General features: G+C 71.0%; 23 protein-coding genes. 5 read left to right on the forward strand and 18 right to left on the reverse strand.

Features of this window, described 5'->3' with window-relative positions:
- Positions 1-60: 60 nt before the first annotated feature.
- On the reverse strand, positions 61-1,323 hold the full coding sequence (hisS, locus tag ACFCZ1_RS32440; RefSeq protein WP_376681861.1) for a histidine--tRNA ligase: 1,263 nt from the start codon (positions 1,321-1,323) through the stop codon (positions 61-63).
- Between the two features lie 11 nt (positions 1,324-1,334).
- The gene (locus ACFCZ1_RS32445) at positions 1,335-2,057 is read right to left on the reverse strand and encodes an MBL fold metallo-hydrolase (protein WP_376681862.1); all 723 of its coding nucleotides are present in this window, start codon (positions 2,055-2,057) and stop codon (positions 1,335-1,337) included.
- A 153-nt stretch (positions 2,058-2,210) separates the two neighbouring features.
- Between ACFCZ1_RS32445 and ACFCZ1_RS32450 the strand changes: the two genes are divergently transcribed.
- Positions 2,211-2,993, forward strand: a complete 783-nt coding sequence (locus ACFCZ1_RS32450; RefSeq protein ID WP_376681863.1) for a peptidylprolyl isomerase — start codon at positions 2,211-2,213, stop codon at positions 2,991-2,993.
- Between the two features lie 195 nt (positions 2,994-3,188).
- Entirely contained in the window at positions 3,189-4,418 is a 1,230-nt protein-coding gene (locus tag ACFCZ1_RS32455) for a DUF349 domain-containing protein (RefSeq protein WP_376681864.1), read from the forward strand.
- 77 nt (positions 4,419-4,495) lie between these two features.
- Here ACFCZ1_RS32455 and ACFCZ1_RS32460 read toward each other — a convergent pair whose 3' ends face one another.
- The 15 genes from ACFCZ1_RS32460 to pgsA form a co-directional block, all read right to left on the reverse strand.
- Positions 4,496-6,916 carry a bifunctional (p)ppGpp synthetase/guanosine-3',5'-bis(diphosphate) 3'-pyrophosphohydrolase gene (locus ACFCZ1_RS32460; RefSeq protein WP_362397099.1) on the reverse strand — a complete coding sequence of 807 codons (2,421 nt, stop codon included), beginning with the start codon at positions 6,914-6,916 and terminating at the stop codon, positions 4,496-4,498.
- A gap of 313 nt (positions 6,917-7,229) precedes the next feature.
- The gene (locus ACFCZ1_RS32465; RefSeq protein ID WP_376681865.1) at positions 7,230-7,784 is read right to left on the reverse strand and encodes an adenine phosphoribosyltransferase; all 555 of its coding nucleotides are present in this window, start codon (positions 7,782-7,784) and stop codon (positions 7,230-7,232) included.
- Positions 7,781-8,836: a protein translocase subunit SecF gene (gene secF / locus ACFCZ1_RS32470; protein WP_376681866.1), complete on the reverse strand. Its 1,056-nt coding sequence runs from the start codon at positions 8,834-8,836 to the stop codon at positions 7,781-7,783. Before secF ends, ACFCZ1_RS32465 begins: the two co-directional genes overlap by 4 nt.
- A gap of 3 nt (positions 8,837-8,839) precedes the next feature.
- Complete coding sequence (gene secD / locus ACFCZ1_RS32475; protein WP_376681867.1) at positions 8,840-10,630, reverse strand: protein translocase subunit SecD; 1,791 nt, start codon at positions 10,628-10,630, stop codon at positions 8,840-8,842.
- Positions 10,631-10,787: 157 nt separating this feature from the next.
- Positions 10,788-11,273: a preprotein translocase subunit YajC gene (yajC, locus tag ACFCZ1_RS32480; RefSeq protein WP_376681868.1), complete on the reverse strand. Its 486-nt coding sequence runs from the start codon at positions 11,271-11,273 to the stop codon at positions 10,788-10,790.
- Between the two features lie 165 nt (positions 11,274-11,438).
- Positions 11,439-12,509, reverse strand: coding sequence for a Holliday junction branch migration DNA helicase RuvB (gene ruvB / locus ACFCZ1_RS32485; protein ID WP_376681869.1), 1,071 nt, complete (start codon positions 12,507-12,509; stop codon positions 11,439-11,441).
- Positions 12,510-12,765: 256 nt separating this feature from the next.
- Positions 12,766-13,398, reverse strand: a complete 633-nt coding sequence (gene ruvA / locus ACFCZ1_RS32490) for a Holliday junction branch migration protein RuvA (RefSeq protein WP_376681870.1) — start codon at positions 13,396-13,398, stop codon at positions 12,766-12,768.
- Complete coding sequence (gene ruvC / locus ACFCZ1_RS32495; protein ID WP_376681871.1) at positions 13,395-13,925, reverse strand: crossover junction endodeoxyribonuclease RuvC; 531 nt, start codon at positions 13,923-13,925, stop codon at positions 13,395-13,397. Before ruvC ends, ruvA begins: the two co-directional genes overlap by 4 nt.
- A gap of 133 nt (positions 13,926-14,058) precedes the next feature.
- Positions 14,059-14,811: a YebC/PmpR family DNA-binding transcriptional regulator gene (locus tag ACFCZ1_RS32500; protein ID WP_376681872.1), complete on the reverse strand. Its 753-nt coding sequence runs from the start codon at positions 14,809-14,811 to the stop codon at positions 14,059-14,061.
- 57 nt (positions 14,812-14,868) lie between these two features.
- Positions 14,869-15,462: a pyridoxal 5'-phosphate synthase glutaminase subunit PdxT gene (gene pdxT, locus ACFCZ1_RS32505; RefSeq protein WP_376681873.1), complete on the reverse strand. Its 594-nt coding sequence runs from the start codon at positions 15,460-15,462 to the stop codon at positions 14,869-14,871.
- A gap of 7 nt (positions 15,463-15,469) precedes the next feature.
- Entirely contained in the window at positions 15,470-16,387 is a 918-nt protein-coding gene (pdxS, locus tag ACFCZ1_RS32510) for a pyridoxal 5'-phosphate synthase lyase subunit PdxS (RefSeq protein ID WP_215018835.1), read from the reverse strand.
- Between the two features lie 146 nt (positions 16,388-16,533).
- On the reverse strand, positions 16,534-17,073 hold the full coding sequence (locus ACFCZ1_RS32515; protein ID WP_376681874.1) for a hypothetical protein: 540 nt from the start codon (positions 17,071-17,073) through the stop codon (positions 16,534-16,536).
- Positions 17,074-17,095: 22 nt separating this feature from the next.
- On the reverse strand, positions 17,096-18,265 hold the full coding sequence (locus ACFCZ1_RS32520; RefSeq protein ID WP_376681875.1) for a glycosyltransferase family 4 protein: 1,170 nt from the start codon (positions 18,263-18,265) through the stop codon (positions 17,096-17,098).
- Entirely contained in the window at positions 18,265-19,176 is a 912-nt protein-coding gene (locus tag ACFCZ1_RS32525) for a phosphatidylinositol mannoside acyltransferase (RefSeq protein WP_376681876.1), read from the reverse strand. The genes ACFCZ1_RS32520 and ACFCZ1_RS32525 overlap by 1 nt, the downstream gene beginning before the upstream one ends.
- Positions 19,176-19,841, reverse strand: a complete 666-nt coding sequence (gene pgsA / locus ACFCZ1_RS32530) for a phosphatidylinositol phosphate synthase (protein WP_376681877.1) — start codon at positions 19,839-19,841, stop codon at positions 19,176-19,178. The genes ACFCZ1_RS32525 and pgsA overlap by 1 nt, the downstream gene beginning before the upstream one ends.
- 239 nt (positions 19,842-20,080) lie before the next feature.
- On the opposite strand from pgsA, the gene ACFCZ1_RS32535 reads away from it, so the two are divergent.
- The 3 genes from ACFCZ1_RS32535 to ACFCZ1_RS32545 all read left to right on the forward strand — a co-directional run bounded on the left by ACFCZ1_RS32535 (position 20,081) and on the right by ACFCZ1_RS32545 (position 24,533).
- Positions 20,081-22,276: an elongation factor G-like protein EF-G2 gene (locus ACFCZ1_RS32535; protein WP_376681878.1), complete on the forward strand. Its 2,196-nt coding sequence runs from the start codon at positions 20,081-20,083 to the stop codon at positions 22,274-22,276.
- A 141-nt stretch (positions 22,277-22,417) separates the two neighbouring features.
- Positions 22,418-24,085, forward strand: a complete 1,668-nt coding sequence (locus ACFCZ1_RS32540; protein WP_376681879.1) for a hypothetical protein — start codon at positions 22,418-22,420, stop codon at positions 24,083-24,085.
- Between the two features lie 46 nt (positions 24,086-24,131).
- Positions 24,132-24,533: a DUF1992 domain-containing protein gene (locus ACFCZ1_RS32545; protein WP_376681880.1), complete on the forward strand. Its 402-nt coding sequence runs from the start codon at positions 24,132-24,134 to the stop codon at positions 24,531-24,533.
- Here ACFCZ1_RS32545 and ACFCZ1_RS32550 read toward each other — a convergent pair whose 3' ends face one another.
- Positions 24,534-25,094 carry an HIT domain-containing protein gene (locus ACFCZ1_RS32550; RefSeq protein ID WP_376681881.1) on the reverse strand — a complete coding sequence of 187 codons (561 nt, stop codon included), beginning with the start codon at positions 25,092-25,094 and terminating at the stop codon, positions 24,534-24,536.
- Between the last annotated feature and the right edge of the window lie 91 nt (positions 25,095-25,185).

The raw sequence follows: 25,185 nt of genomic DNA on the forward strand, positions 1-25,185 counted from the left end.
GAGGATCAGCAGGGTGTCGACGAGGTCCTCGGCGGGGGCGCCGGTGGCCAGGCGGGCGGATCAGGCCAGGCGGGCCTGGACGGTGGCGACCAGATCGGCCAGGGCCACCGGGGACTGCTCGCCGGACTCCATGTCCTTCAGCTGGACCAGGCCCTCGGCCAGGTCGCGCTCACCGGCGACGACGGCGAGGCGCGCGCCCGACCGGTTCGCGTCCTTCATCGCCCCCTTGAGGCCCTTGCCGCCGTACGAGAAGTCGGCCGCGATCCCGGCCTTGCGGAGCTCGGTGATCTTCCCGAACAGCACCCGCCGGGCCTCGTCGCCGAGCGCGACGGCGAAGACCGAGGTCGACGCGGGAATGTCCAGCTCCACGCCCTCGGCCTCGAGCGCGAGCACCGTACGGTCCACTCCCAGCGCCCAGCCCACGGAGGGCAGCGCCGGTCCGCCGATCATCTCGGACAGACCGTCGTAACGGCCGCCGCCGCCGACCGCCGACTGCGAGCCCAGACCGTCGTGGACGAACTCGAAGGTGGTGCGGGTGTAGTAGTCCAGCCCGCGCACCAGCTTCTCGTCGTCCTCGAAGGCGACCCCGGCCGCCGTGATCAGCGACCGCACCTCCTCGTGGTACGCCTTGCACGCGTCGCACAGGTAGTCCCGCAGCATGGGCGCGCCGACCAGCTGCTTCTGCACGTCCGTGCGCTTGTCGTCGAGGACGCGCAGCGGGTTGATCTCGGCCCGGCGGACGGTCTCCTCGTCGAGGTCCAGCCCGCGCAGGAACGACTGCAGCGCCTCCCGGTAGACCGGGCGGCACTCCTTGTCGCCCAGCGAGTTCAGCAGGATCCGGAAGTTGCGCAGGCCCAGCGAGCGGTACGCCTGGTCGGCCAGGATGATCAGCTCGGCGTCCAGCGCCGGGTCCTCGGCGCCGATGGCCTCGGCACCGACCTGCGAGAAGTGGCGGTAGCGGCCCTTCTGCGGCTTCTCGTAGCGGTAGTACGAGCCCGAGTACCAGAGCTTGACCGGCAGGTTGCCCTTCTTGTGCAGGCTCGCCTCCAGCGCCGCGCGCAGCACCGAGGCCGTGCCCTCGGGACGCAGGGCCAGCTGGTCGCCGCCCTTGGTCTCGAAGGCGTACATCTCCTTGGAGACGATGTCGGTGGACTCGCCCACGCCGCGGGCGAAGAGACCGACGTCCTCGAAGCCGGGCGTCTCGATGTAGCCGTAGCCGGAGTTCCGCAGCGGGGCGGAGATGGCCTCGCGCACCGCCAGGTACTTCACGGAGACCGGCGGGATCAGGTCGTACGTGCCCTTGGGGGCCTGAAAAGTAGCCACGGAAGCTCTCGTCACATTCCTCGTCGTGGGGCGGGAGCGGCAACCCTGGGGTCCGCTCCCAGGCCGGCGGCGACCTCCCGCAGGTACGGGTTGGTCGCGCGCTCGCGGCCGATGGTGGTCTGGGGACCGTGGCCGGACAGCACCACGGTCGAGTCGTCGAGCGGCAGGCACACGCGGGCCAGCGACTCGAGGATCTCGGCGTGGGAGCCACCGGGCAGGTCGGTGCGTCCGATGGAGCCGGCGAAGAGCAGGTCGCCCGAGAAGAAGACCGGCGGAATGTCGGCCAGCTCGGGCATCCGGAAGGTCACCGACCCCTTGGTATGCCCCGGCGCGTGCGCCACGGAGAAGTCCATTCCGGCCAGTTTCAGGCGGGCGCCGTCGGTCAGCTCACGGACGTCGTCCGGCTCGCCCACGGTCAGCTCGCCCATGAGCGGCATCCCGATGGAGCGGCCGAGGGCCTTCTCCGGGTCGCTCATCATGTAGCGGTCCTCGGGGTGGATCCAGGCCGGTACGTCGTGTGCTCCGCACACCGGGACCACGGAGGCCACATGATCGATGTGGCCATGGGTCAGCACGACCGCGACGGGCTTGAGCCGATGCTTCTTCAGCGTCTCCTCGACACCCTGGGCGGCTTGGTGGCCCGGGTCGATGATGACGCACTCCTCACCGGCGGCGGGGGCGACCACGTAACAGTTGGTCCCCCAGGCCCCGGCGGGGAACCCGGCAATCAGCACGTTCGTCCTCAATCGTCGTCCGGCGGGAGGCTGCAGTTCGGAATGCTGCTGCTCAGAGCCTACCGGCGCCCCTCATCACACAGCGAACCCATATACGGTACGGCCTAGCCCAGCCCGGACAGCAGTACCAGACACGCACAAGGAGACGACCCGGTGGTCACGAGCGATCAGCGACGGCGACAGCTCGCCAGGGAGAAGTACGAGCGGCAGCAGAAGCGCCGGGCCGAGGCCCGGCGCAAGACGCGCCAGCGCACGGCGATCATCGGCGCCGCGGTGGCCGTGGTGGTCGCGACGCTGGTCGGCCTCATCGTGGGCGGCGTCTTCGACTCGGACAAGAAGGACCAGGCGGCGGACCCGTCCGCCACCCCCTCGGCAGCGCCGACGCCCAAGCAGTCCCCGTCGCCCGAGATGGCCATCGACCAGAAGGCCACGTACACCTTCGCCCTGAAGACCAGCGCGGGCGATGTCACCTTCGCGATGGACGCGGCCAAGACCCCGCAGACCGTGAACTCCTTCAAGTCGCTCGCCGACAAGGGCTACTTCGACAACACGAAGTGCCACCGGCTGACGAGCGGCGGGATCTTCGTGCTCCAGTGCGGCGACCCCGAGGGCACCGGCATGGGCGGCCCCGGCTACACGATCCCGGACGAGAACCTGGACTCCCTCGGCAAGGCGAACGACCAGGGCCAGGTGATCTACCCGGCCGGCACGGTCGCGATGGCCAACACCGGCCGGCCAGGCTCGGGCGGCAGCCAGTTCTTCCTGGTCTACAAGGACAGCCCGCTGGCGCCCTCGTACACCCCGTTCGGCAAGATCGACGCCGCCGGGCTGAAGGTCCTGGAAGAGGTCGCCAAGGCCGGTACGGCCGACGGCGGCCAGGACGGGGCCCCGAAGAAGGAAGTCAAGATCGAGAAGGGCACCGTCACCCAGAACTGACCGGAAGCAGGCCAACCCCCGGGCCCGCGTCCGCGTCCCGCGCCTACGTCGATATTCCGTCGTGCGGGATGCGGACAGGCGGCCCGGCGGTCGCCTATGTTGGCGTTGTGCAGGGCGGGCGCTGCCCGCCCCAGGAAACTGTGGACGATGCCCAGGGGGTGAACCCCTCGCAAGGCATCAGGTGGAGGAGGCGCTGTGAGCAGCGACCCGTGGGGCCGAGTCGACGAGACGGGCACCGTGTACGTGCGTACTGCCGATGGCGAGCAGGTCGTCGGCTCGTGGCAGGCGGGCACCCCTGAGGAGGCCCTGGCCTATTTCGAGCGCAAGTACGAGGGCCTGGTGGTCGAGATCGGCCTCCTCGAAAAGCGGGTGCGGACCACCGATCTGTCCGCCAAGGACGCGCAGACGGCGATCGACCACCTGCGCACGCAGGTCGACGAGCACCATGCCGTGGGCGACCTGGACGCTCTTCGCGTACGGCTGGACAAGCTGGTCGCGACCGTGGAGTCACGGCGCGAGGAGCGCAAGGCGCAGAAGGCCAAGCAGACGGACGAGGCCCGCGCGGCCAAGGACGCCCTGGTGGTCGAGGCCGAGGAACTGGCGCAGAGCGACCAGTGGCGCAGCGCGGGCGAGCGGCTGCGCGCCCTGGTGGACATCTGGAAGGGTCTGCCGCGACTGGACCGCAAGTCGGACGACGAGCTGTGGCACCGCTTCTCTCACGCCCGCTCCGCCTTCTCCAAGCGCCGCAAGGCGCACTTCGCCTCGCTGGACGCGCAGCGCGAGGACGCCCGCAAGGTCAAGGAGAAGCTGGTCGCGGAGGCCGAGTCGCTGTCGAAGTCGACCGACTGGGGTCCGACGGCCGCCCGCTACCGCGAGCTGATGGCCGACTGGAAGGCGGCGGGCCGGGCGCAGCGCGAGGCCGAGGACGATCTGTGGAACCGGTTCCGCGGGGCCCAGGACGTGTTCTTCGCGGCGCGCAGCGAGGTGTTCGCGGAGCGCGACGCCGAGCAGGTGGAGAACCTGAAGCTGAAGGAGGAGCTGGCCACGGAGGCCGAGAAGCTCGTCCCGATCACCGACCTGAAGGCGGCCCGTGCCGCGTTCCGCTCCCTCAACGAGCGCTGGGAGGCCGTCGGCCACGTGCCGCGGGATGCCCGGCCGAAGGTCGAGGGCCGGATGCACGCGGTCGAGCGGGCCATCCAGGAGGCCGAGGAGGGCGAGTGGCGTCGTACGAACCCGGAGGCGCGGGCGCGTGCGGCCGGCCTGACGGGCCAGCTCCAGGCAGCGGTCGACAAGCTGCGTGAGCAGATCGACGCGGCGCGTGCGGCGGGCAACAACGCGAAGGCCGACAAGCTGTCCCGGGAGCTGGAGGGCCGCCAGGCCCTGCTGGACCAGGCGCTGAAGGGCCTGGAGGAGTTCGGCGGCTGACGGGCCCCGTACGCCGTGACGTGACGGTGGGCGCCACCCCTGGGGGTGGCGCCCACCGTCACGTCCGGGCGGGGCGGTTACGGCCGGCGGGCCGAGGTCACGCGGTAGACGTCGTAGACGCCCTCCACGCCGCGTACGGCCTTCAGGACGTGCCCCAGGTGCTTGGGGTCGCCCATCTCGAAGGTGAACCGCGAGGTGGCCACCCGGTCGCGGGAGGTCTGCACGGCGGCCGAGAGGATGTTCACGTGCTGGTCCGACAGGACCCGCGTGACGTCCGACAGGAGCCGGGACCGGTCCAGCGCCTCGACCTGGATGGCGACGAGGAAGACCGAGGACTGGGTGGGCGCCCACTCGACCTCCAGCATCCGCTCGGGCTGCTGGGAGAGCGAGTCGACGTTGACGCAGTCCGCGCGGTGAACCGATACGCCACTGCCGCGCGTGACGAACCCGATGATCGGGTCGCCCGGCACCGGGGTGCAGCAGCGGGCCAGCTTGACCCACACGTCGTCGACGCCCTTGACGACGACACCCGGGTCGGCGCTGCCGCGCCGCTTGCGGCCGCGTGCCGGCGGGATGCTCTCCTCGATGTCCTCGTTGGCCGCCTCCTCGCCGCCGAGGGCCGCCACCAGCTTCTGCACGACGCCCTGCGCGGCCACGTGGCCCTCGCCGATCGCCGCGTACAGGGAGGAGATGTCCGGGTAGCGCATCTCGTGCGCGAGGGTGACGAGCGAGTCGCCGGTCAGGATGCGCTGGATCGGCAGGTTCTGCTTGCGCATGGCCCGCGCGATGGCGTCCTTGCCGTGCTCGATGGCCTCGTCGCGGCGCTCCTTGGAGAACCAGGCGCGGATCTTGTTGCGGGCCCGCGGGGACTTGACGAAGCCCAGCCAGTCACGGGAGGGGCCGGCGCCCTCGGCCTTGGAGGTGAAGACCTCGACCAGGTCGCCGTTGTCGAGCGTGGACTCCAGCGGGACGAGGCGTCCGTTGACGCGTGCCCCTATGGTGCGGTGGCCGACCTCCGTGTGGACGGCGTACGCGAAGTCCACGGGGGTGGCACCGGCGGGCAGCGCTATGACGTCGCCCTTGGGGGTGAAGACGAAGACCTCGTTGCGGGAGAGGTCGAAGCGCAGCGAGTCGAGGAACTCGCCCGGGTCCTCGGTCTCCTTCTGCCAGTCCAGCAGCTGGCGCAGCCAGGCCATGTCGTTGACCGTGTCCTGTCCGGCGCTGCCCTTGGCGGCCTGCGGGACGTCGGTCCGGACCTTGGAGGTGCCGGCGACGGTCTGCTGCTTGTACTTCCAGTGCGCGGCGATGCCGTACTCGGCACGGCGGTGCATGTCGAAGGTGCGGATCTGGAGTTCGACCGGCTTGCCGCTGGGCCCGATGACCGTCGTGTGGAGCGACTGGTACATGTTGAACTTGGGCATCGCGATGTAGTCCTTGAACCGGCCGGGGACCGGGTTCCAGCGCGCGTGCACGGTGCCGAGGGCGGCGTAGCAGTCCCGAACGGTGTCCACCAGCACCCGGATGCCGACCAGGTCGTAGATCTCCGCGAAGTCACGCCCGCGGACGATCATCTTCTGGTAGACGCTGTAGTAGTGCTTCGGGCGGCCCGTCACGGTGGCCTTGATCCGCGCGGCTCTGAGGTCGACCATCACCTCGTCCGTGACGACGGCGAGGTACTCGTCGCGCTTGGGCGCCCGCTCGGCGACCAGCCGGACGATCTCGTCGTACATCTTCGGGTAGAGGATCGCGAAGGCGAGGTCTTCGAGCTCCCACTTGATGGTGTTCATGCCCAGCCGGTGCGCCAGCGGGGCATAGATCTCAAGGGTCTCGCGGGCCTTCTTCTCCTGCTTCTCCCGCTTGAGGTAGCGCATGGTGCGCATGTTGTGCAGACGGTCGGCGAGCTTGATGACCAGGACGCGCGGGTCCTTGGCCATGGCGACGACCATCTTGCGGACGGTCTCGGCCTGGGCGGCCTCGCCGAACTTGACCCGGTCGAGCTTGGTGACACCGTCGACGAGCAGGGCCACGGCGTCGCCGAAGTCGCGGCGCAGGTCTTCGAGGCCGTACTCGGTGTCCTCGACGGTGTCGTGGAGCAGGCCGGCCATCAGGGTGGCCGGGTCCATGCCGAGCTCGGCGAGGATGGTCGTCACCGCGAGCGGGTGCGTGATGTACGGGTCGCCGCTCTTGCGCTTCTGGCCGCGGTGCCAGCGCTCGGCGACCTGGTAGGCCTGCTCCAGCTGGCGCAGCGTCGAGGTCTCGATCTTCGGATCGTTGCTGCGGACTATGCGGAGCAGGGGCTCCAGTACCGGGTTGTACGCGGTCGAACGCTGGACGCCGAGGCGGGCGAGCCGGGCGCGCACCCGGTTGGAGGACCCGGCCGACTTCGCCGGCGCGGGCTTGACCGGCGGGGCCGGCGGGGGCGTGGCGGCGGGTGCCGCGGCCTGCTCGGCCTGCGGGTCGGGCTGCGCGGCGGAGATTGGCTGGACCTCGTCTGGCAAGAGCGCTCCTCACGGGGGTCCCCCCGGACGGAGCCTGGGGGAGGATCCGGTGCCCGTGTCCGGTCCGGATAACCCATCGTAGCGAGGGTTGCGCCCGGTCGTTCCCCCGAGCCTCGGCCCCGGCCGGTCCGGCGCGCGTCCGCCCCCGGCGATCCGCCCCGGCGGGGCGGCGCCGGCTCCGCCCGGGGTCCCGCCCGGCCGGAGCCGGGAGTGCGAGGGGGGCCGGGGGCCGGCCCGCGGCAGCGGCGCCGCACGCAGAAGCGGCGGGTACCCGGGGCGTCCCGGGTACCCGCCGCTCGCGGCATTCGGGTGGTCAGACCACGATCAGCGCATCCAGCGGGGCCGCGTCGAGCGCACCGGCCAGCTTGGCCCGCCCCGGCAGGAACGACAGTTCCATCAGGACCGCCACACCGGCGACCTCGGCCCCGGCCCGCCGGATCAGCGAGAGCGAGGCTTCGGCGGTGCCACCGGTGGCCAGCACGTCGTCGATGACCATGACCCGGTCACCGGCCGCCAGATCCTCCGCGTGGACCTCGATCTCCGCGGTCCCGTACTCCAGCTCGTACGACTGCGCCAGCGTCGCGCCCGGCAGCTTCCCGGCCTTGCGCACCGGCACGAAGCCGATCCCGGCGGCCACGGCCACCGGAGCCGCCAGGATGAACCCGCGCGCCTCCAGGCCGACGATCTTCGTCGCGCCGTACCGCCCGGCCAGCTCCACCAGCACGCCCGTCAGCGCGGCGAACGCCTCCGGGTCCGCCAGCAGCGGGGTGATGTCCTTGAACATCACGCCCGGCTTCGGGTAGTCCGGTACGTCCTTGATCCGGCTGAGCAGCAGCTCGCGCACGTCATCGGACAGGAACCCGGTCACCGGCGCCGCCCCGCGCGGCCCTGCGCCACGACCTGCGGCTCGTCCTCGGACCCGTAGCCCTCGCCCGCGGACTCGCCCCTGGCCGCCGCGGCCTCCCGCTTCGCGAGAACCCGCTTCCTCAGGGCCTTCATCGCCGGCTCGCGCTCCTTGAGGTCCACGACCAGCGGGGTCGCGATGAAGATCGAGGAGTACGCACCGGCCGCGAGGCCGACGAACAGCGACAGCGAGATGTCGTTCAGCATGCCGGCGCCGAGGAAGCCGCCGCCGATGAAGAGCAGGGCGCCGACCGGCAGCAGCGCCACGACCGTGGTGTTGATCGAGCGGACCAGCGTGCCGTTGATGCTGCGGTTGGCGATCTCGCTGTACGTGAAGCGGGTCTGCTTCGTGATGTCCTTCGAGCCCTCCTTCAGACCGTCGAAGACGACGACGGTGTCGTAGAGGGAGTAGCCGAGGATCGTCAGCAGACCGATGACCGTACCCGGGGTGACCTCGAAGCCGACCAGCGCGTACACGCCGACGGTGATCGTGAGGTCGTGGATCAGGGCGATCAGTGCCGCGACCGCCATCCGCCACTCGAAGGCGATGGCGAGGTAGATCACCACGAGGACCATGAAGATGCCGAGGCCGGTCCAGGCCTTGTTCGCGATCTGCTCACCCCAGCTGGGGCCGACCAGGTCCGCGTTGATGTCCGCCTCGGTGACCTTGAGGTCGGTCGCGAGCTGCTTCTTCACGTCGGTCGCCGAGTCGGTGTCCAGACCCGAGATCTGGATGCGCAGCCCGCCGGTGCCGAGCTCCTGGACGATCGCGTCGTGGCCCGAGGCCTTCTCCGCGTCCTCGGTCGCCCTGGCGACGGAGACGGCCGTCTTCGGGGTGGTGAAGACGGCACCGCCCTTGAACTCGATGCCCATGTTGAGGCCCTGAACGGCCAGGGCCACGATCGCCGTGATGGTGATCAGGATGGAAACGCCGTACCAGAGAAAGCGCTTGCCGACGAAGTCGTATCCGACCTCACCGCGGTACAGCCTGGCGCCGAGATCTCCCAGCTTCGACATCTCTCACGCCTCCTTTGCGTCGACGGGGGCGGGGGCGGAACCGGTACGACGGGACCGGCGCAGCGGGGGCTTGGCGCCGAGCCGCTTCGGGTCCAGCCCGGACCACGGGTGACCGCTGGCGAAGAACTTCGTGCGTGCCAGCAGCGTCATGACGGGCTTGGTGAAGAGGAACACCACGACCACGTCGAGCAGGGTGGTCAGACCCAGCGTGAACGCGAAGCCCTGCACCTTGCCGACGGTGACGATGAACAGCACCGCGGCGGCCAGGAACGACACGAAGTCGGAGACCAGGATGGTGCGCCGGGCGCGCGGCCAGGCGCGCTCGACGGCCGGCCGCAGGGTGCGGCCCTCGCGGATCTCGTCCCGGATGCGCTCGAAGTACACGATGAACGAGTCCGCCGTGATGCCGATGGCCACGATCGCACCGCAGACGGCGGGCAGGTTCAGCGCGAAGCCGATGCCCTTTCCGAGCAGCGCCATGATCGTGTAGGTGAGGATCGCGGAGACGAGGAGGCTGACGATGGCGACGAACGCCAGGCCCCGGTAGTAGACCAGCAGGTAGATCACCACGAGGAGCAGACCGATGGCACCGGCGATCAGACCGGCCTTCAGCTGCTCACCGCCGAGCGCGGCGGTGACGGTGGTGACGCTGTCCTCGCTGAAGGAGAGCGGCAGGGCGCCGTAGGAGAGCATGTTGCCCAGGTCCTGAGCGGACTGCTGGGTGAAACCGCCGGAGATCTCCGCGTTGCCGCCGGTCAGCGCCTGGCTCACGGACGGGTCGGAGATGACCTGGCCGTCGAGGACGATCGCGAACTGGTTCTGCGGCGCCTGCTTGGTGGCCAGCTCGCCGGTGATCTTGGCGAACTTGTCGGCACCCTTGTCGGTGAACTGCATCGTGACGATCCAGGCGCCGCGCTGGGGGTCGATGACTCCCTTGGCGTCCTTCACGTCCTGGCCGTTGACCTGGGCCGGGCCGAGGACCCACTTGCCCCAGGCGGTGCCGCGCTGACCGCAGGCGAGCATCGGGTCCTCGGGCTTGGCGCCCTTGCCCGCGGCCGCGCGCTGCTCCTCGTTGGTGCAGTCCAGCTTCGCGAAGTCGTCCTGCAGGGTCTTGGCGGCCTGCTCATCGGCCGACGGCGGCGTGGCCGACGCGGAGCCCGAGGGGGTCGGAGCCTTGTCGTCTGCCTTCTTCGACTCGCTCGCCGAGGGCGAGGGAGAGGGGGCGTTCGGGGCCTTGAGGGCCTCACTGAGCGCACGGCCCTGGGAAGTGGCGCTGGACGACGGGGTGGCCGACGGGGAGGACTTGCCGTCCCCGGCCTTGGGGGCGCCGGAGCCGCTCGCGGAGGGGCTCGGGCTCTGGGTGCCCTCGGGTGCGGCCGGAGAGCCGTCGGCGAAGGCGAGGACCGGACGGAAGTACAGCTGGGCGGTGGTGCCGACCTGCTCGCGCGCCTGCTGCTCGTTCGTCCCCTTGGGGATGTTCACGATGATGTGGTCGCGGCCCTGCGTCTGGACCTCGGCCTCCGACACGCCGAGACCGTTGACGCGGCGCTCGATGATGCCGACCGCCGTGTTCATGTTGGTCTCGTTGATCGCGTCCGGCTTGCCGGGCTCGCTCTTGGCCTTGAGCGTGATGCTCGTACCGCCGGCGAGGTCGATGCCGAGCCGGGGAGTCGTCTGCTTCGAGAGGAACATCCCCGCGGTGAGCGCCACCATCGCGATCAGGATGATCGCCAGGGCGCGCCCCGGCCTCCCCTGAGCCCCCGTGGGCCGCCGGCCCTTCTTCGGTGCTGCCACCTTGTCGTTTCTCCCTGTCCAACCGCCCCGCGCCGGGTCAGCGCGCGGACGGCCACGAAAATGTGTGGTGGGGACCCCTGCCCCCCGCAGAAGTGGGTCACTGACCGGGACCGCGACGGCCGCCGGTCAGGCGCCCCCGCGGTCCCCGGCCCGCGCGCTACTTCGCGTCGGCCTCGCCGTCGGTCTTGCCGTCCTTGGGCTCTTCGCCGTCGGCGTCACCGACGGAGCCGTCCTTCTTGCCCAGGTCGGGCTTGGGAGCCTCGTCCTCGTCCTTGCCCTTGGTGAGGTCCGTCTTCGGGGCCTCGGTCAGGGACGAAGCGTCGTCCGGGACGACCGGCGCGTCGTGCGGCGCGTCGTCGCTGATGCCGTGCACGATGCGGTTGTACTCCGCGTCCTCGAGAACGGCGCCGATGGCGTTCTTCGCGTAGATCGCGTGGACGCCGGGAGCCACCTCAAGAGTGACGGTGTCGTCGCCGATCTCCTTCACCGTGGCGTACATGCCGCCGATGGTGCGGACTCCGGTGCCGGGCGTCATGTGGTCGCGCATCTGCGCGGCCGCCTGCTGCTTCTTCTTCGCGGAACGGGTCATCAGGAACATCGCCCCGATGAGCACGATGAACGGGAGGAGTGTCACGAGATTCACGGGACGGAGATCCTTCGCACGACCGCACGCGGACGGCGGCCTTTTTACGGGGGGTGGGCATACCGACCTGAAGGGTCGGCATCGGCGGAGTCTAGGCGAGTCCGCACCGATGGAACAACGCCCAGCATGGCACCGCAGTTCCTGAGGGGGCGAACCTCCGCGCCGTCAGGCCCCGAACAAGCCCTGTTGTCCGCTTGATCCACTCCCGTGCTGCTGGGGCGGTACGAGTCCCAGGTGAGCCCAGGCGGCAGGGGTCGCCACGCGCCCCCTGGGAGTGCGGGCGAGCAGCCCCTCGCGGACGAGGAAGGGCTCTGCGACCTCCTCCACGGTCTCCCGCTCCTCGCCGACGGCGACGGCGAGGGTTGACAGGCCGACGGGGCCGCCGCCGAAGAGTTTGAGCAGCGCCTCCAGGACGGCCCGGTCCAGCCGGTCGAGCCCGCGCGCGTCCACCTCGTAGACCTGGAGGGCGGTACCGGCCACCTCACGGTTGATCACGCCGTCGGCCCGGACCTGCGCGTAGTCGCGGACACGGCGCAGGAGGCGGTTGGCGATGCGCGGGGTGCCGCGGGAGCGGTCGGCGATCTCGGCGGCGCCGGCGGTGTCGATCTCGACGTCGAGGAGGCGGGCGGAGCGGTGGATGACGCGTTCCAGCTCCTCGGGGGCGTAGAACTCCATGTGCCCGGTGAAGCCGAAGCGGTCGCGCAGCGGGGGCGGCAGCAGTCCGGCCCGTGTCGTCGCCCCGACGAGCGTGAAGGGCGGCAGTTCGAGCGGGATCGCGGTCGCGCCGGGCCCCTTGCCGACGATCACGTCGACGCGGAAGTCCTCCATGGCCATGTACAGCATCTCCTCGGCGGGCCGGGACATGCGGTGGATCTCGTCAAGGAAGAGGACCTCGCCCTCCTGGAGGGAGGAGAGGATCGCCGCGAGGTCACCGGCGTGCTGGATGGCGGGGCCGGAGGTGATGCGGATGGGCGCGCCCATCTCCGCCGCGATGATCATCGACAGGGTGGTCTTGCCGAGTCCGGGGGCGCCGGAGAGCAGGACGTGGTCGGCGGTGGCGCCGCGCTGGCGGGCCGCCTTGAGGACGAGGTCCAGCTGCTGGCGGACCTTCTCCTGGCCGACGAACTCGCCGAGGTCCTTGGGGCGCAGGGCCGCCTCGACGGCGGTGTCCTCGCCGTCGGCCGCGGCCGCCACCAGCCGCTCGGTCTCCGCGTCGGTCTCGTCGTCCCAGTTCACGGTGTCAGTCTGCCTTCTCGGTTCGTACGGTGGTCTGCGGGGTGCGGGCCCGTCCCAGCGGGGCTCTCCCCACCTGCCCGGACCCGCGCCTCAGGCGTCGGCGAGGCCGAGATCGCGCTCCGGGCAATCCTGCCGAGCCGGCCGGGGGCCGGGGGAGCCGGGGGCCGGACGGCATCAGCCGAATCCGGCCCCGCCGACGTTCGCGGCGGAGGGGTCCGGGGACGGAGCCCCCGGCTGCGGCGCCGCGGGGGCACGGTCAGCGGGCACGGTTCAGGGACTGCAGGGCGGCGCGCAGGAGCTGCGGCACGGGGGCCGACCCGCCCGCGGCGATGGCGGCCTCGGCCTGCGGCGTCACCGCCGAGACGGCCTCCTCCGCGTCCCGGGACGCGTAGCCGAGGCCGATCAGCGCTGCCGAGAGCTGCTCCGACCACGGGGCCGGCCCCTGCGCGGCGGCGCGCTGCGCCCCCACCAGGCCACTCGACCCCAGCGGGGCGCCCAGCTTGTCCTTCAGCTCCAGCAAGAGCTTCTGCGCGCCCTTCTTGCCGATGCCCGGCACGGCCATCAGCGCCTTCTCGTCCCCCGTGGACACCGCCAGCCGCAGTGCGTCCGGGCTGTGCACCCCGAGCATCGCCTGGGCGAGCCTCGGCCCGACCCCGCTCGCGGTCTGCAGCAGTTCGAAGACCTGCCGCTCGTCGTCGTCGGCGAAGCCGTACAGCGTGAGCGAGTCCTCCCGTACGACGAGGGAGGTGGCCAGCCGGGCGGGCTCGCCGACCCTCAGGCCGGCGACGGTGTTCGGCGTGCACTGCACGGCCATGCCCACTCCCCCGACCTCGATCACGGCCAGGTTGGGGGCGAGCGCGGCGACCGGGCCGCTGACGAAGGCGATCATCGGGTACGGCCTTTCGAGGCGTGCAGGGCGACCGCCTGCTGGAGGCGGTTGTGGGCGGGGGCCCGCCAGATGTGACAGATGGCCAGGGCGAGCGCGTCGGCGGCGTCGGCCGGCTTCGGCGGTGCGTCCAGCCGCAGCAGCCGGGTCACCATGGCCCCGACCTGGGCCTTGTCGGCCCGGCCGGTGCCGGTGACGGCGGCCTTGACCTCACTCGGCGTGTGCAGGGCGACCGGTATCCCGCGCCGGGCGGCGCAGAGCATGGCGACGGCACTCGCCTGGGCGGTGCCCATCACGGTGCTGACGTTGTGCTGGCTGAACACCCGCTCCACGGCCACGACTTCGGGCCGGTGGGTATCGAGCCATTCCTCGATTCCCTGCTCGACGGCGACGAGCCGGTGGCCCAACTCGGCATCCGCGGGCGTCCGTACGACCCCCACACCGAGCATGGTCAGGGGACGCCCGGCGACACCCTCGACGACGCCGACGCCGCACCGCGTCAGCCCCGGGTCCACACCGAGAACTCGCACCCTGCCCCCTGCCGTTCGACTGTCCGTCCGTGCAGGCTATCCGGCCCCACCGACATCGGCGCAAAACGACGGCGGGCCGCCGGGGTGTGTCCCCGTCGGCCCGCCGTTCGAGAGGTGAGCGGTCGCACGCCGGTCAGGCGTCGACCTTCTCCATGACCTCGTCCGAGACGTCGAAGTTGGCGAAGACGTTCTGCACGTCGTCGCTGTCCTCCAGCGCGTCGATCAGCTTGAAGATCTTGCGCGCACCCTCTTCGTCCAGCTCGACCTGCATCGAGGGGACGAAGCTGGCCTCGGCCGAGTCGTAGTCGATACCGGCCTCCTGGAGGGCGGTGCGGACCGCGACCAGGTCGGTGGCCTCGCTGATGATCTCGAACGTGTCGCCGTTGTCGTTGACCTCTTCGGCGCCCGCTTCGAGCACCGCGCCGAGCACGTCGTCCTCGGACAGCTCGCCCTTGGCCAGGATGATGACGCCCTTGCGGTTGAACAGGTACGAGACCGAGCCCGGGTCGGCCATCGAGCCGCCGTTGCGGGTCATGGCGACCCGTACGTCGGACGCGGCGCGGTTGCGGTTGTCGGTGAGGCACTCGATGAGCACCGCGACACCGTTCGGACCGTAGCCCTCGTACATGATCGTCTCGTAGTCGGCGCCGCCGGCCTCGAGACCACCGCCGCGCTTGACCGCGGAGTCGATGTTCTTGTTCGGGACCGAGCTCTTCTTGGCCTTCTGAATGGCGTCGAAGAGCGTCGGGTTGCCGTCGATGTCAGCGCCGCCCATACGGGCCGCGACCTCGATGTTCTTGATCAGCTTCGCGAAGAGCTTGCCGCGCTTGGCATCGATCACGGCCTTCTTGTGCTTCGTCGTAGCCCATTTAGAGTGGCCGGACATCCGCCTGTCTCCTTCGCGTAACCAACAGTGTTCGTCTCCGATCCTACCGGGACCTGGTTACAGCCCCGCGCGCACCATGTCGACGAAGTACGCGTGGACCCGGTCGTCGCCGGTCAGTTCGGGGTGGAACGAGGTGGCGAGGACGTTGCCCTGACGCACGGCGACCGTGTGGCCGTCGTACGTGGCGAGCACCTCGGCGGCGGCGCCGACGGACTCGACCCACGGGGCGCGGATGAAGACGCCCTCGACCGGGCCGTCCGCTATGCCGGCGAAATCGATCTTCGCCTCGAAGGACTCGTTCTGGCGACCGAAGGCGTTGCGGCGGACGATCATGTCGATGCCGCCCAGGGTCTCCTGGTCCTCACGGCCGTCCAGCAGCTTGTCGGCCAGCATGATCATGCCGGCGCAGGTGCCGTACACGGGCATCCCGGCGCGCACGCGCTCGCGCAGCGGCTCCAGCATGCCGAACAGCACGGCGAGCTTCGACATGGTCGTGGACTCGCCGCCGGGGATCACCAGCGCGTCGACCTCGGCGAGCTCCTCGGGACGCCGGACCGGCCTGGCCACGGCGTCCGCCGCGGCCAGGGCGATCAGGTGCTCCCGTACGTCGCCCTGGAGAGCCAGGACACCGATCACGGGGGTGTGGGTCATGTCGGTGCTACCAGCCGCGGTTGGCGTAGCGCTCGGCCTCGGGGAGGGTGTCGCAGTTGATGCCGACCATGGCCTCGCCCAGGTTGCGGGAGGCGTCCGCGATGATCTTCGGGTCGTCGTAGAAGGTGGTGGCCTTCACGATGGCGGCGGCCCGCTTGGCCGGGTCGCCGGACTTGAAGATGCCGGAGCCGACGAAGACGCCCTCGGCGCCGAGCTGGCGCATCAGGGCGGCGTCGGCCGGGGTGGCGACGCCACCGGCGGAGAACAGGACGACGGGGAGCTTGCCGAGCTCGGCGACCTCCTTGACGAGCTCGTACGGGGCGCGCAGCTCCTTGGCGGCGGCGTACAGCTCGTTGTTGTCGAAGCCGCGCAGCTTGGCGATCTCGTTCTTGATCTGGCGCAGGTGGCGGACGGCCTCGACGACGTTGCCGGTGCCGGCCTCGCCCTTGGAGCGGATCATGGCCGCACCCTCGGCGATGCGGCGCAGGGCCTCGCCCAGGTTGGTGGCGCCGCAGACGAAGGGGGTGGTGAACGCCCACTTGTCGGAGTGGTTGACCTCGTCGGCCGGGGTCAGGACCTCGGACTCGTCGATGTAGTCGACGCCGAGGGACTGCAGGACCTGGGCCTCGACGAAGTGCCCGATGCGGGACTTGGCCATGACCGGGATCGAGACGGCCTCGATGATCTCTTCGATCATGTTCGGGTCGGACATGCGGGCGACCCCGCCGTCCTTGCGGATGTCGGCCGGGACCCGCTCCAGGGCCATGACGGCGACGGCGCCGGCGTCCTCGGCGATCTTCGCCTGCTCGGCGTTGACCACGTCCATGATCACGCCGCCCTTGAGCTGCTCGGCCATGCCGCGCTTGACGCGCGAGGTGCCGATGGCCGACTCAGCGGACTGGGGGGAGGTGGGAAGCGTGCTCACGGATTGACCTCACTCGAAAGGAACTCGAACGGAAGACGGGGCCTACGGGACTACTCGGCCGAGGAAACCCCACCGACCAGTCCACTACAAGGGCCAATGTGGAGCCTGTGGCCTCTTCACTTGTCCCCTGCGGCCCTACCGGCCCTCTATACCGGCCGCTCGGCCAGATCCGCCGGAGGCTCATCGTCCATTTCGAAGGCGAGCGGGAAGGGGGCGTGCCCGGCCAGCCGGAACCAGCGGACCTTGCGGTGCCTGCGCAGGGCCCGGGCCGCCCGTACGGCGTCGTTGTGGAACCGCCGCGCCATGGGCACCCGGCGGACGGCCGCGGCCAGGTCCTCGGTGGCCTCCGCCCCTCCCGGGGCCGCCTTCAGCACCTCGACCTGGTCGGCGTCGAAGACCGCCCGCAGCGCCTGGCTCAGCTCGCTCTCCGCGACCTCGCGGTGCTCCTCCTCGGCCTGCCGGGCGGCGTGCGCGGCCTCGTACAGGACCAGGGAGGACGCGGGGTCGAGCACCCCGGAGGTGGCCACCTCCAGCACCACGGAGGCCCGCCGCACGAGCTGCGCGTCGAGCGCGGCGCGCGCGGCGTCCATCCGCGAGTGCAAGCGGTCCAGCCGGCCGGCGGTCCAGCTGAGGTAGACCCCGATGACACCGAGAGCCAGGGCAATCCAGACAAGGGTTTCGATCACGGGCCGCGACTCTACCGGCCCGTCAGGACGACGGGTCCCGCGAGAACCCCAGGCGGGTGCGGAGCGGGACGCGTTCGTCCGTGGCGACCGCCGCGGCGCCGTCCGTGACCGTCTCGTAGACCGCCAGGATGTCCGCGCCGACCGTGGACCAGTCGAAGCGCCGCACGTGCGCGGAGCCGCGCGCGCTGAGCTCCTCCCGGCGGGCCGGGTCCCGCAGCAGGGCGATCGCCCCGGCGGCCAGCGCGTCCGGGCTCTCGTTCGTGAAGAGGTCGCCGGCGCCGCCCTGGTCCAGGACCTGCGCGAAGGCGTCCAGGTCCGAGGCCAGGACCGCCGCGCCCGCCGACAGGGCCTCCACGAGGATGATGCCGAAGCTCTCGCCGCCCGTGTTCGGGGCCACGTACACGTCGACGCTGCGCAGCAGCCGCGCCTTGTCCTCGTCCGAGACCATGCCGAGGAACTCCACCCGGGAGCGCAGCTCCGCGGGCAGCGTGGCCACCGCCTCCTCCTCGTCACCGCGGCCCGCGACGAGCAGCCGTACGTCCGGGCAGGCCTCCACGATCCGCGGGAAGGCCGCCATCAGCACCGGCAGGCCCTTGCGCGGCTCGTCGATGCGGCCGATGAACCCGAGGGTCTGGCCGCTCCACGCCGGATTCGGCTCGGCCTTGGCGAAGAAGTCCACGTCGACGCCGTTCGGGATCACCACCGCGTCCCCGCCCAGGTGCTCCACCAGCGTGCGCCGCGCGTACTCGCTCACCGCGATCCGCGCGCTGATCTTCTCCAGCGCCGGCTGCAGGATCGGGTAGGCCGCGATCATCGCCCGCGACCGCGGGTTCGAGGTGTGGAACGTCGCCACGATCGGTCCCTGTGCCGCCCAGCAGGACAGCAGCCCCAGCGAGGGCGAGGCCGGCTCGTGGATGTGGATCACGTCGAAGGTGCCTTCGTGCAGCCAGCGCCGCACCCGGGCCGCCGACAGGAAGCCGAAGTTCAGCCGGGCCACGGAACCGTTGTACGGCACCGGCACCGCCCGCCCGGCGGAGACCACGTACGGCGGGAGCGGGGTCTCGTCGTCCGCCGGGGCCAGGACCGACACCTCGTGGCCGAGGCGGATCAGGTGCTCCGCCAGGTCCCGGATGTGGAACTGGACGCCGCCGGGTACGTCCCACGAGTACGGGCACACGATGCCGATCTTCACTACGGGCGCTCCCCCTGGTCGGTCAGATCGTCGAGCCACAAACGCTGCAGCATGTGCCAGTCCTCCGGGTGCTCGGCGATGCCCCACGCGAAGGCGTCCGCCACGGCCTGCGTCATGGCGGCGGTCTTCTCCTCCCGGGTGCCGGTCTTCGGGACCTGCACCTCGGGGTGGATCCGGCCGTACAGCTTCGGCGTGTCCCCGTAGTGCAGGGTCGCCGGGAGCAGCACCGCCCCCGTCTGCTGCGCCAGCAGCGCCGGCCCGGCCGGCATGCGCGCGGTGGAGCCGAAGAAGTCCACCTCGACCCCGGAGGCCGACAGGTCCCGGTCCGCGACCAGGCAGACCAGGCCGCCGGAGCGCAGCCGCCGGGCGAGGGTGCCGAAGGCGGCGCCGCCGTTGTGGGGCAGGACCTCCATGCCGAGGCTCTCCCGGTAGGCCACGAAGCGGTCGTAGAGGCTCTCGGGCTTGAGCCGCTCGGCGACCGTGGTGAACGGCACGCCGATGTGGCCGATGGCCCAGGCCCCGGCGAGGTCCCAGTTGGCCAGGTGCGGCAGTGCGACGATGACCCCGCGTCCGGAGGCGATGGCCTCGCGCAGGACGTGCTCGTCCCGGAACTCGACGTCGGTGCTGAACCGCTCCGGGTCCATGGTGGGCAGCCGGAAGGACTCCATCCAGTACCGCATGTACGAGCGCATGCCGGCCTGGGACAGCTCGCGCAGCCGCTCCGGGCCCGCCTCGGGCACCACGCGTGCCAGATTCGACTCCAGCCGCAGCACGCTCTTGCCGCGCCGCTTCCACGCGAAGTCCGCTATCCGGCGGCCGAGGGCCACCGCTGCCGGTTCGGGAAGCTTCTTGACCCCGGCCCAGCCGAGCCCGTACAGCCCGTCGACCAGCTTGTCCTGCGCCGCGCCCATCAGGCCGCACCGCCCTCGGCCGAGGCGGCCGCCGCGTCGGCCTCGGCCGACTCCCGGCGTACGGTGACCACGCGCTGGATCAGCGTGACGAGGGAGCCCACCGCCACGATCCACAGCGCGATCGGGAGCACCACGCCGATCCAGGACGGCACCCCGAAGGTCTGCAGCCCGGACAGACCGGCCGCGACCAGTGTGATCACCAGCCGCTCGGCCCGCTCGATGAGCCCGTTGACGGCCACCGGCAGCCCGATCGACTCGCCGCGCGCCTTGGTGTACGAGACCACCTGGCCGCTGGCCAGGCAGAAGATGGCCACCGCGCACAGTGCGTTGTCGTTGCCGGAGCCCGCGTACCAGAGCGCGAGACCGCCGAAGATCGCCGCGTCCGCCACCCGGTCCAGGGTGGAGTCGAGGAAGGCGCCCCACCGGCTGGAGACGCCGGCCTGGCGGGCCATGTTCCCGTCCACCAGGTCGGAGAAGACGAAGAGCGTGATGGTGATCGTGCCCCAGAAGAACTCGCCCCGGGGAAAGAAGCCCAGCGCTCCCGCCACCACTCCGGCCGTGCCGATCAGGGTGACCGCGTCCGGGCTCACCCCCCGCCGGAGCAGAAATGCGGCGAATGGCGTGAGAACACGCGTGAAGAATGCACGCGCGTACTTGTTCAGCATGGCCTTCCCGGAGGGTCGCTGGGCCGCACGGCCACAACGGCCACCGGCTGGCCCATCGTAGCCAGCACGCCGCCCCCCGGACGCCGCGCACCCACCGGTTCGGGCCGCGCAAGACGTACTTCACGTCACGGACCGCCGCCGGTACCCCCCTGGTACGACGTATGGACGCCGTGTGACACCAGTGCAAAGCTCGAAGGACCCCGTTTCTTCCTCCGTCACCATCGGGAGGCACGAGCATCATGGGAGCCACATCACACCAAGCCGGAGCCGCCGGCAGGGCACTGACGGCCGACCGCCCCTCTTCCGTACGGAACGTCGTGCTGGTCGGCCACAGCGGATCCGGCAAGACCACGCTGGTCGAAGCCCTGGCCCTGACCGCCGGAGCGGTCAACCGGGCCGGGCGGGTCGAGGACGGCGCCACCGTCTCCGACTACGACGAGATCGAGCACCGCCGGCAGCGCTCCGTCCAGCTGTCCCTCGTCCCCGTCGAATGGGGCGGAATCAAGATCAACATCCTGGACACCCCCGGATACGCCGACTTCGTCGGAGAGCTCAGGGCCGGTCTGCGAGCCGCGGACGCGGCCCTCTTCGTCGTCTCGGCCTCGGACGGGATCGACGGAGCCACCCGCATGGTCTGGGACGAGTGCGAGGCCGTGGGCATGCCCCGCGCCATCGTCGTCACGCACCTGGAGGCCGCCCGCGCCGACTACGCACAGATGTCCGACGTCTGCGGCCAGATCTTCGGGGCCGACGACCCCGACGCCGTCATCCCGCTCTACCTCCCCCTGCACGGCCCCGCGGGACCCGACGGGCACGCCCCGGTCACCGGACTCCTCGGCCTGCTCTCGCAGCGCGTCTACGACTACGCCTCCGGCGAGCGCACCGAACGTGATCCGGACCCCGCGGAGGTCGCCCTCATCTCCGGCGCCCGGTCCCGCCTCATCGAGGGGATCATCGCCGAGAGCGAGGACGAGAGCCTCATGGACCGCTACCTCGGCGGCGAGGACATCGACGTCAAGACCCTCGTCGACGACCTTGAGCGCGCCGTCGCCCGCGGCACCTTCCACCCCGTCCTGATGGCCGCCCCGGCCGCCGACGGCGCCAGGCAGGGCCTCGGCACCGTGGAACTCCTCGAACTGATCACCGGCGGCTTCCCCACCCCACTGGAACGCGGCCCCGTCACCGTCACCGCCCCCGACGGCGCCGGCCGCCCCGCCGTCACCTGCGATCCCGACGGCCCCCTCCTCGCCGAGGTCGTCAAGACCTCCTCCGACCCCTACGTGGGGCGCGTCTCCCTCGTCCGCGTCTTCTCCGGCACCCTGCGCCCCGAGCAGACCGTCCACGTCAGCGGGCACGGCCTGACCGACCGGGGCCACGAGGACCACGACGTGGACGAAAAGATCGGCAGCCTGACCTCCCCCTTCGGCAAACAGCAGCGCGTCCTGGACCGGGGCATCGCGGGCGACCTCGCCTGCGTGGCCAAACTCACCCGCGCCGAGACCGGCGACACCCTCTCCGCCAAGGACGATCCGCTCCTCATGGAGCCCTGGGCCATGCCCGACCCCCTCCTCCCCATCGCCATCGAGGCCCACAGCAAGGCCGACGAGGACAAGCTCTCGCAGGGCTTGGCCCGCCTCGTCGCCGAGGACCCCACGATGAGGCTGGAGCAGAACCCGCACACCCACCAGGTCGTCCTGTGGTGCCTCGGGGAGGCCCACCAGGACGTCGCGCTGGAGCGGCTGCGCAACCGCTACGGCGTCCAGGTCGATCCCGTGCCCCACAAGGTGAGCCTGCGCGAGACCTTCGGCGCCAAGGCGGCTGGGCGCGGTCGGCACGTCAAACAGTCCGGCGGCCACGGCCAGTTCGCGATCTGCGAGATCGAGGTCGAGCCGCTCCCGCCCGGCAGCGGCATCGAGTTCGTCGACAAGGTCGTCGGCGGCGCCGTGCCCCGCCAGTTCATCCCGTCCGTGGAGAAGGGCGTGCGCACCCAGGCCGCGCGCGGGGTCTCGGCCGGCTATCCCCTGGTCGACGTGCGCGTCACCCTCCTCGACGGCAAGGCGCACTCGGTGGACTCCTCCGACGCCGCCTTCCAGACCGCCGGAGCGCTGGCCCTGCGCGAGGCCGCCGCCGAGGCCCGCATCGAGCTCCTCGAACCCGTCGCGGAGGTCGCCGTCGTCGTCCCCGACGAGTACGTCGGCCCGGTCATGAGCGACCTCGCCGGCCGCCGCGGCCGCGTCGTCGGCACCGAGCAGGCGGGCGCCGGACGCACCCGGATCCGCGCCGAGATCCCCGAGATCGAGATCGGCCGCTACGCCGTCGAGCTGCGCTCCGTCTCGCACGGCACGGGCCGCTATGCCCGGGCCTACGCCCGCCACGAACCCATGCCACCTCAAGTGGCGGACAAGGTGCGCGAACAGGCCGGGCAGGGAACGTAACTGGCAAGGTGTCGGGAGACGCCGCCCACCCAAGCAGCTTGCGGTGGGCGGCATTTCCCTGTCCCATGACCATGGGGCGAGATGCGTCGATAGGCTCGTCGGCGCACCAAAGGGCACGAACGCGCAGCGATGGGGGCAGCGGTGGCGGACGACGGATTCGATTTCAGGCCCGGAGCACAGATCCCGCTCCAGGGCGGCGGGGGGCAGACGGCGGCGACCAACGCCCTCGCCTCGGCCGCGTACCGCGACGGCGGGAAAGACACCAAACTGGCGAAGATCCTCGACGCCAACAGCGAGAACCACCCCGCCACGGTCAAGCCCCCGAAGATCTCCCTCTTCGAACCCAGCCTCGGCGAGGCCTTCTGCCGCGCCGTCGAGGCCCGCACCCTCGGCTCCGGCCGCAAGCCGCTCATCCAGTCCTTCGGCGCCGACCCGCAGACCGTCGTGGAGCACTGCCTGGCCGCCTCCCGCATCCGCAAGGAGCGTGACGGCAAGCTCCGCCTGATCATGCTCGTCTGCGGTGTGGTGTTCCTCCCCGGCCTGCTGCTGTGGCTGGGCCTGTTCCAGCTCCGCAAGAGCCTGGCCGCCGCGGAGAAGAAGCAGGCGTCCTGGCTCGGCACGGCGATGCTGGTCGGCATCGCCCTCGTCGTCGCCGTCCTGATGTTCAGGCTGCCGTTCACCGGTTTCCTCGGCCTCTACCTGCGCGGCATGATCATCGCCCCGGCCCTGGGCTGGCTGCTCGCCCGCCGGATCTGCGAGTCCACCGCCGCCGACCTGCGCGCCCGCTGGGACGGGCTGCTGGCCGGCGACGGGATCGGCGCCAAGATCCCGGAGGCGGTACCCGGCAATCCGGACGAGAAGGCCCGCGAGGACCTGCGCCACCAGCTCGCCAAGCTGACCGCGGAGGACCGCAGCAACCACGTCTTCTACGCGGGCCCCAAGGGCATACTCGGCATGGGCACCCGGTGGGGCAGCTGGCAGATGGCCGAAGAGCTCGTCCCCAAGACCGAGGGCGCCGAGATCCACCCGTTCCGCAGCTGGGACGTGGTACGCGCGATCGACGCCCAGCTGCGCAAACTGGAGCGCGGCCCCCTGCACACCGGCGGCTTCCCGGCGGCCGCCATCCAGCACTGGATCGTCACCCCGATCGGCGAGGGCGCCGCCGAGGTGGCCCGCCCCACCGGCGAGAACACCGACAACTTCCTGATCAAGCCGCACGAGATCACCCGGATCTGCAACGAGCAGCAGTTCAGCGCCGGCAACCGGCACTACCTGGGCATCCAGTACCCGCTTTGGGACGGCCAGCTCGTCATCAACATGCTGGTCACCGTCACCGTGCTCTACAAGACGCTGCGCGTGGACGTCACCGCGCACGCCCTGGGCCCCGTGCACGGCCTGTTCACGACGAAGTCCGCGGCCCCGGTGGTGGAGGTGCCCAAGAGCGTCCGCTTCTGGGAGACCGTGGAGCGCCCGCTGCCGCTGGTGGACGCCCAGGAGGTCGTACGCCTCGCCGTACGGGCCCCACTGAGCTGGTTCCCGCCGGTCCTCGACTTCTTCGGCGGCAAGCTGGTCCTGCCCGAGCCCTTCGGCCTGCGGCACGTGTGGGCCGGCTCGATGTGGCGCCACCGCTTCATGGCGGACGACGCGCTGCGCACCGTGACACCGGTCCTGCGCGCGGTGCACGCCGCCACCTTCCGCGTGCTGGAGGAGAACGGCGTCGACACCGACCGCTTCACCAACCGCTCCTCGATCATGAGCGGCCTGATCCAGGAGCCGGCGCCGCGCAAGGCGGACGTGTACGACGCGTAGGTAGGCTCGAGGTACCGAGGTGACCCGCGAGGGCCAAGGAGAGATGATGACCGAGCGCAAACCGCCCGGCGTGGACATCGAGTCCTGGGTGGACCGGCAGATCAGAGAGGCCGCCGACCGCGGCGACTTCGAGAACCTGCCGGGCTGGGGCAGACCGCTGGCCTCGCTCGACGCTCCGTACGACGAGATGTGGTGGATCAAGCAGAAGATGCACCGCGAGGGCTTCTCCGCCCTGCCGCCGTCGCTCGCGCTGCGCAAGGAGGCCGAGGACGCTCTGGAGGCCGCCCGCGCGGCCCGCTCCGAGCGTCAGGTGCGGGCCGTCCTCACGGAGATCAACGAGAAGATCCGCGCGGCCCTGCGCATGCCGCCGCCGGGCCCGCCCCTGGGCCTCACCGAGTTCGACGTCGAGGACGTGCTGCGGACGTGGCGGGAGAGCCGCCCGTCCTGATCAGCCGACGGGCCAGGCGTCCGCGAGCATCTGGCGGGTGTCCGCGAGGAGTTGGGGCAGCACCTTGGTGTGCCCGACGACCGGCATGAAGTTCGTGTCCCCGCCCCAGCGGGGCACGATGTGCTGGTGCAGGTGCGCGGCGATGCCGGCCCCGGCGGCCGCGCCCTGGTTCATGCCGATGTTGAAACCGTGCGCACCGGACGCCTTGCGCAGCGCCGCCATCGCCCGCTTGGTGAGATCGGCGAGCTCGGCCGTCTCGGGACCGTCGAGCTCCGTGTAGTCGGCGACGTGCCGGTACGGGACGACCATCAGGTGGCCGCCGTTGTACGGGTAGAGGTTCAGCACGGCGTAGACGTGCTTGCCGCGGGCCACGATCAGCCCGTCCTGGTCGGACATCTCCGGAATCCCGCAGAAGGGGCAGCCGTCCCCGGCGTCGGGGCCGGTCGGCTTGTTCTCCCCCTGGATGTAGGCCATCCGGTGGGGCGTCCACAGACGCTGGAACGCGTCCTGCGTGCCCACACCGATCTGCTGCTCCGGCTCAGTCGTCATGGCGGCAAGCATATGACCTCGTCTTCGGGTACGAGGAAGGCCCCCGGAAAGTGATCACTTCCCAGGGGCCTTCCGGCGACGGACCGGAGCCGATCGGAGCGGA

The organism is Streptomyces sp. NPDC056224 (assembly GCF_042267665.1).
GTDB lineage: Bacteria > Actinomycetota > Actinomycetes > Streptomycetales > Streptomycetaceae > Streptomyces.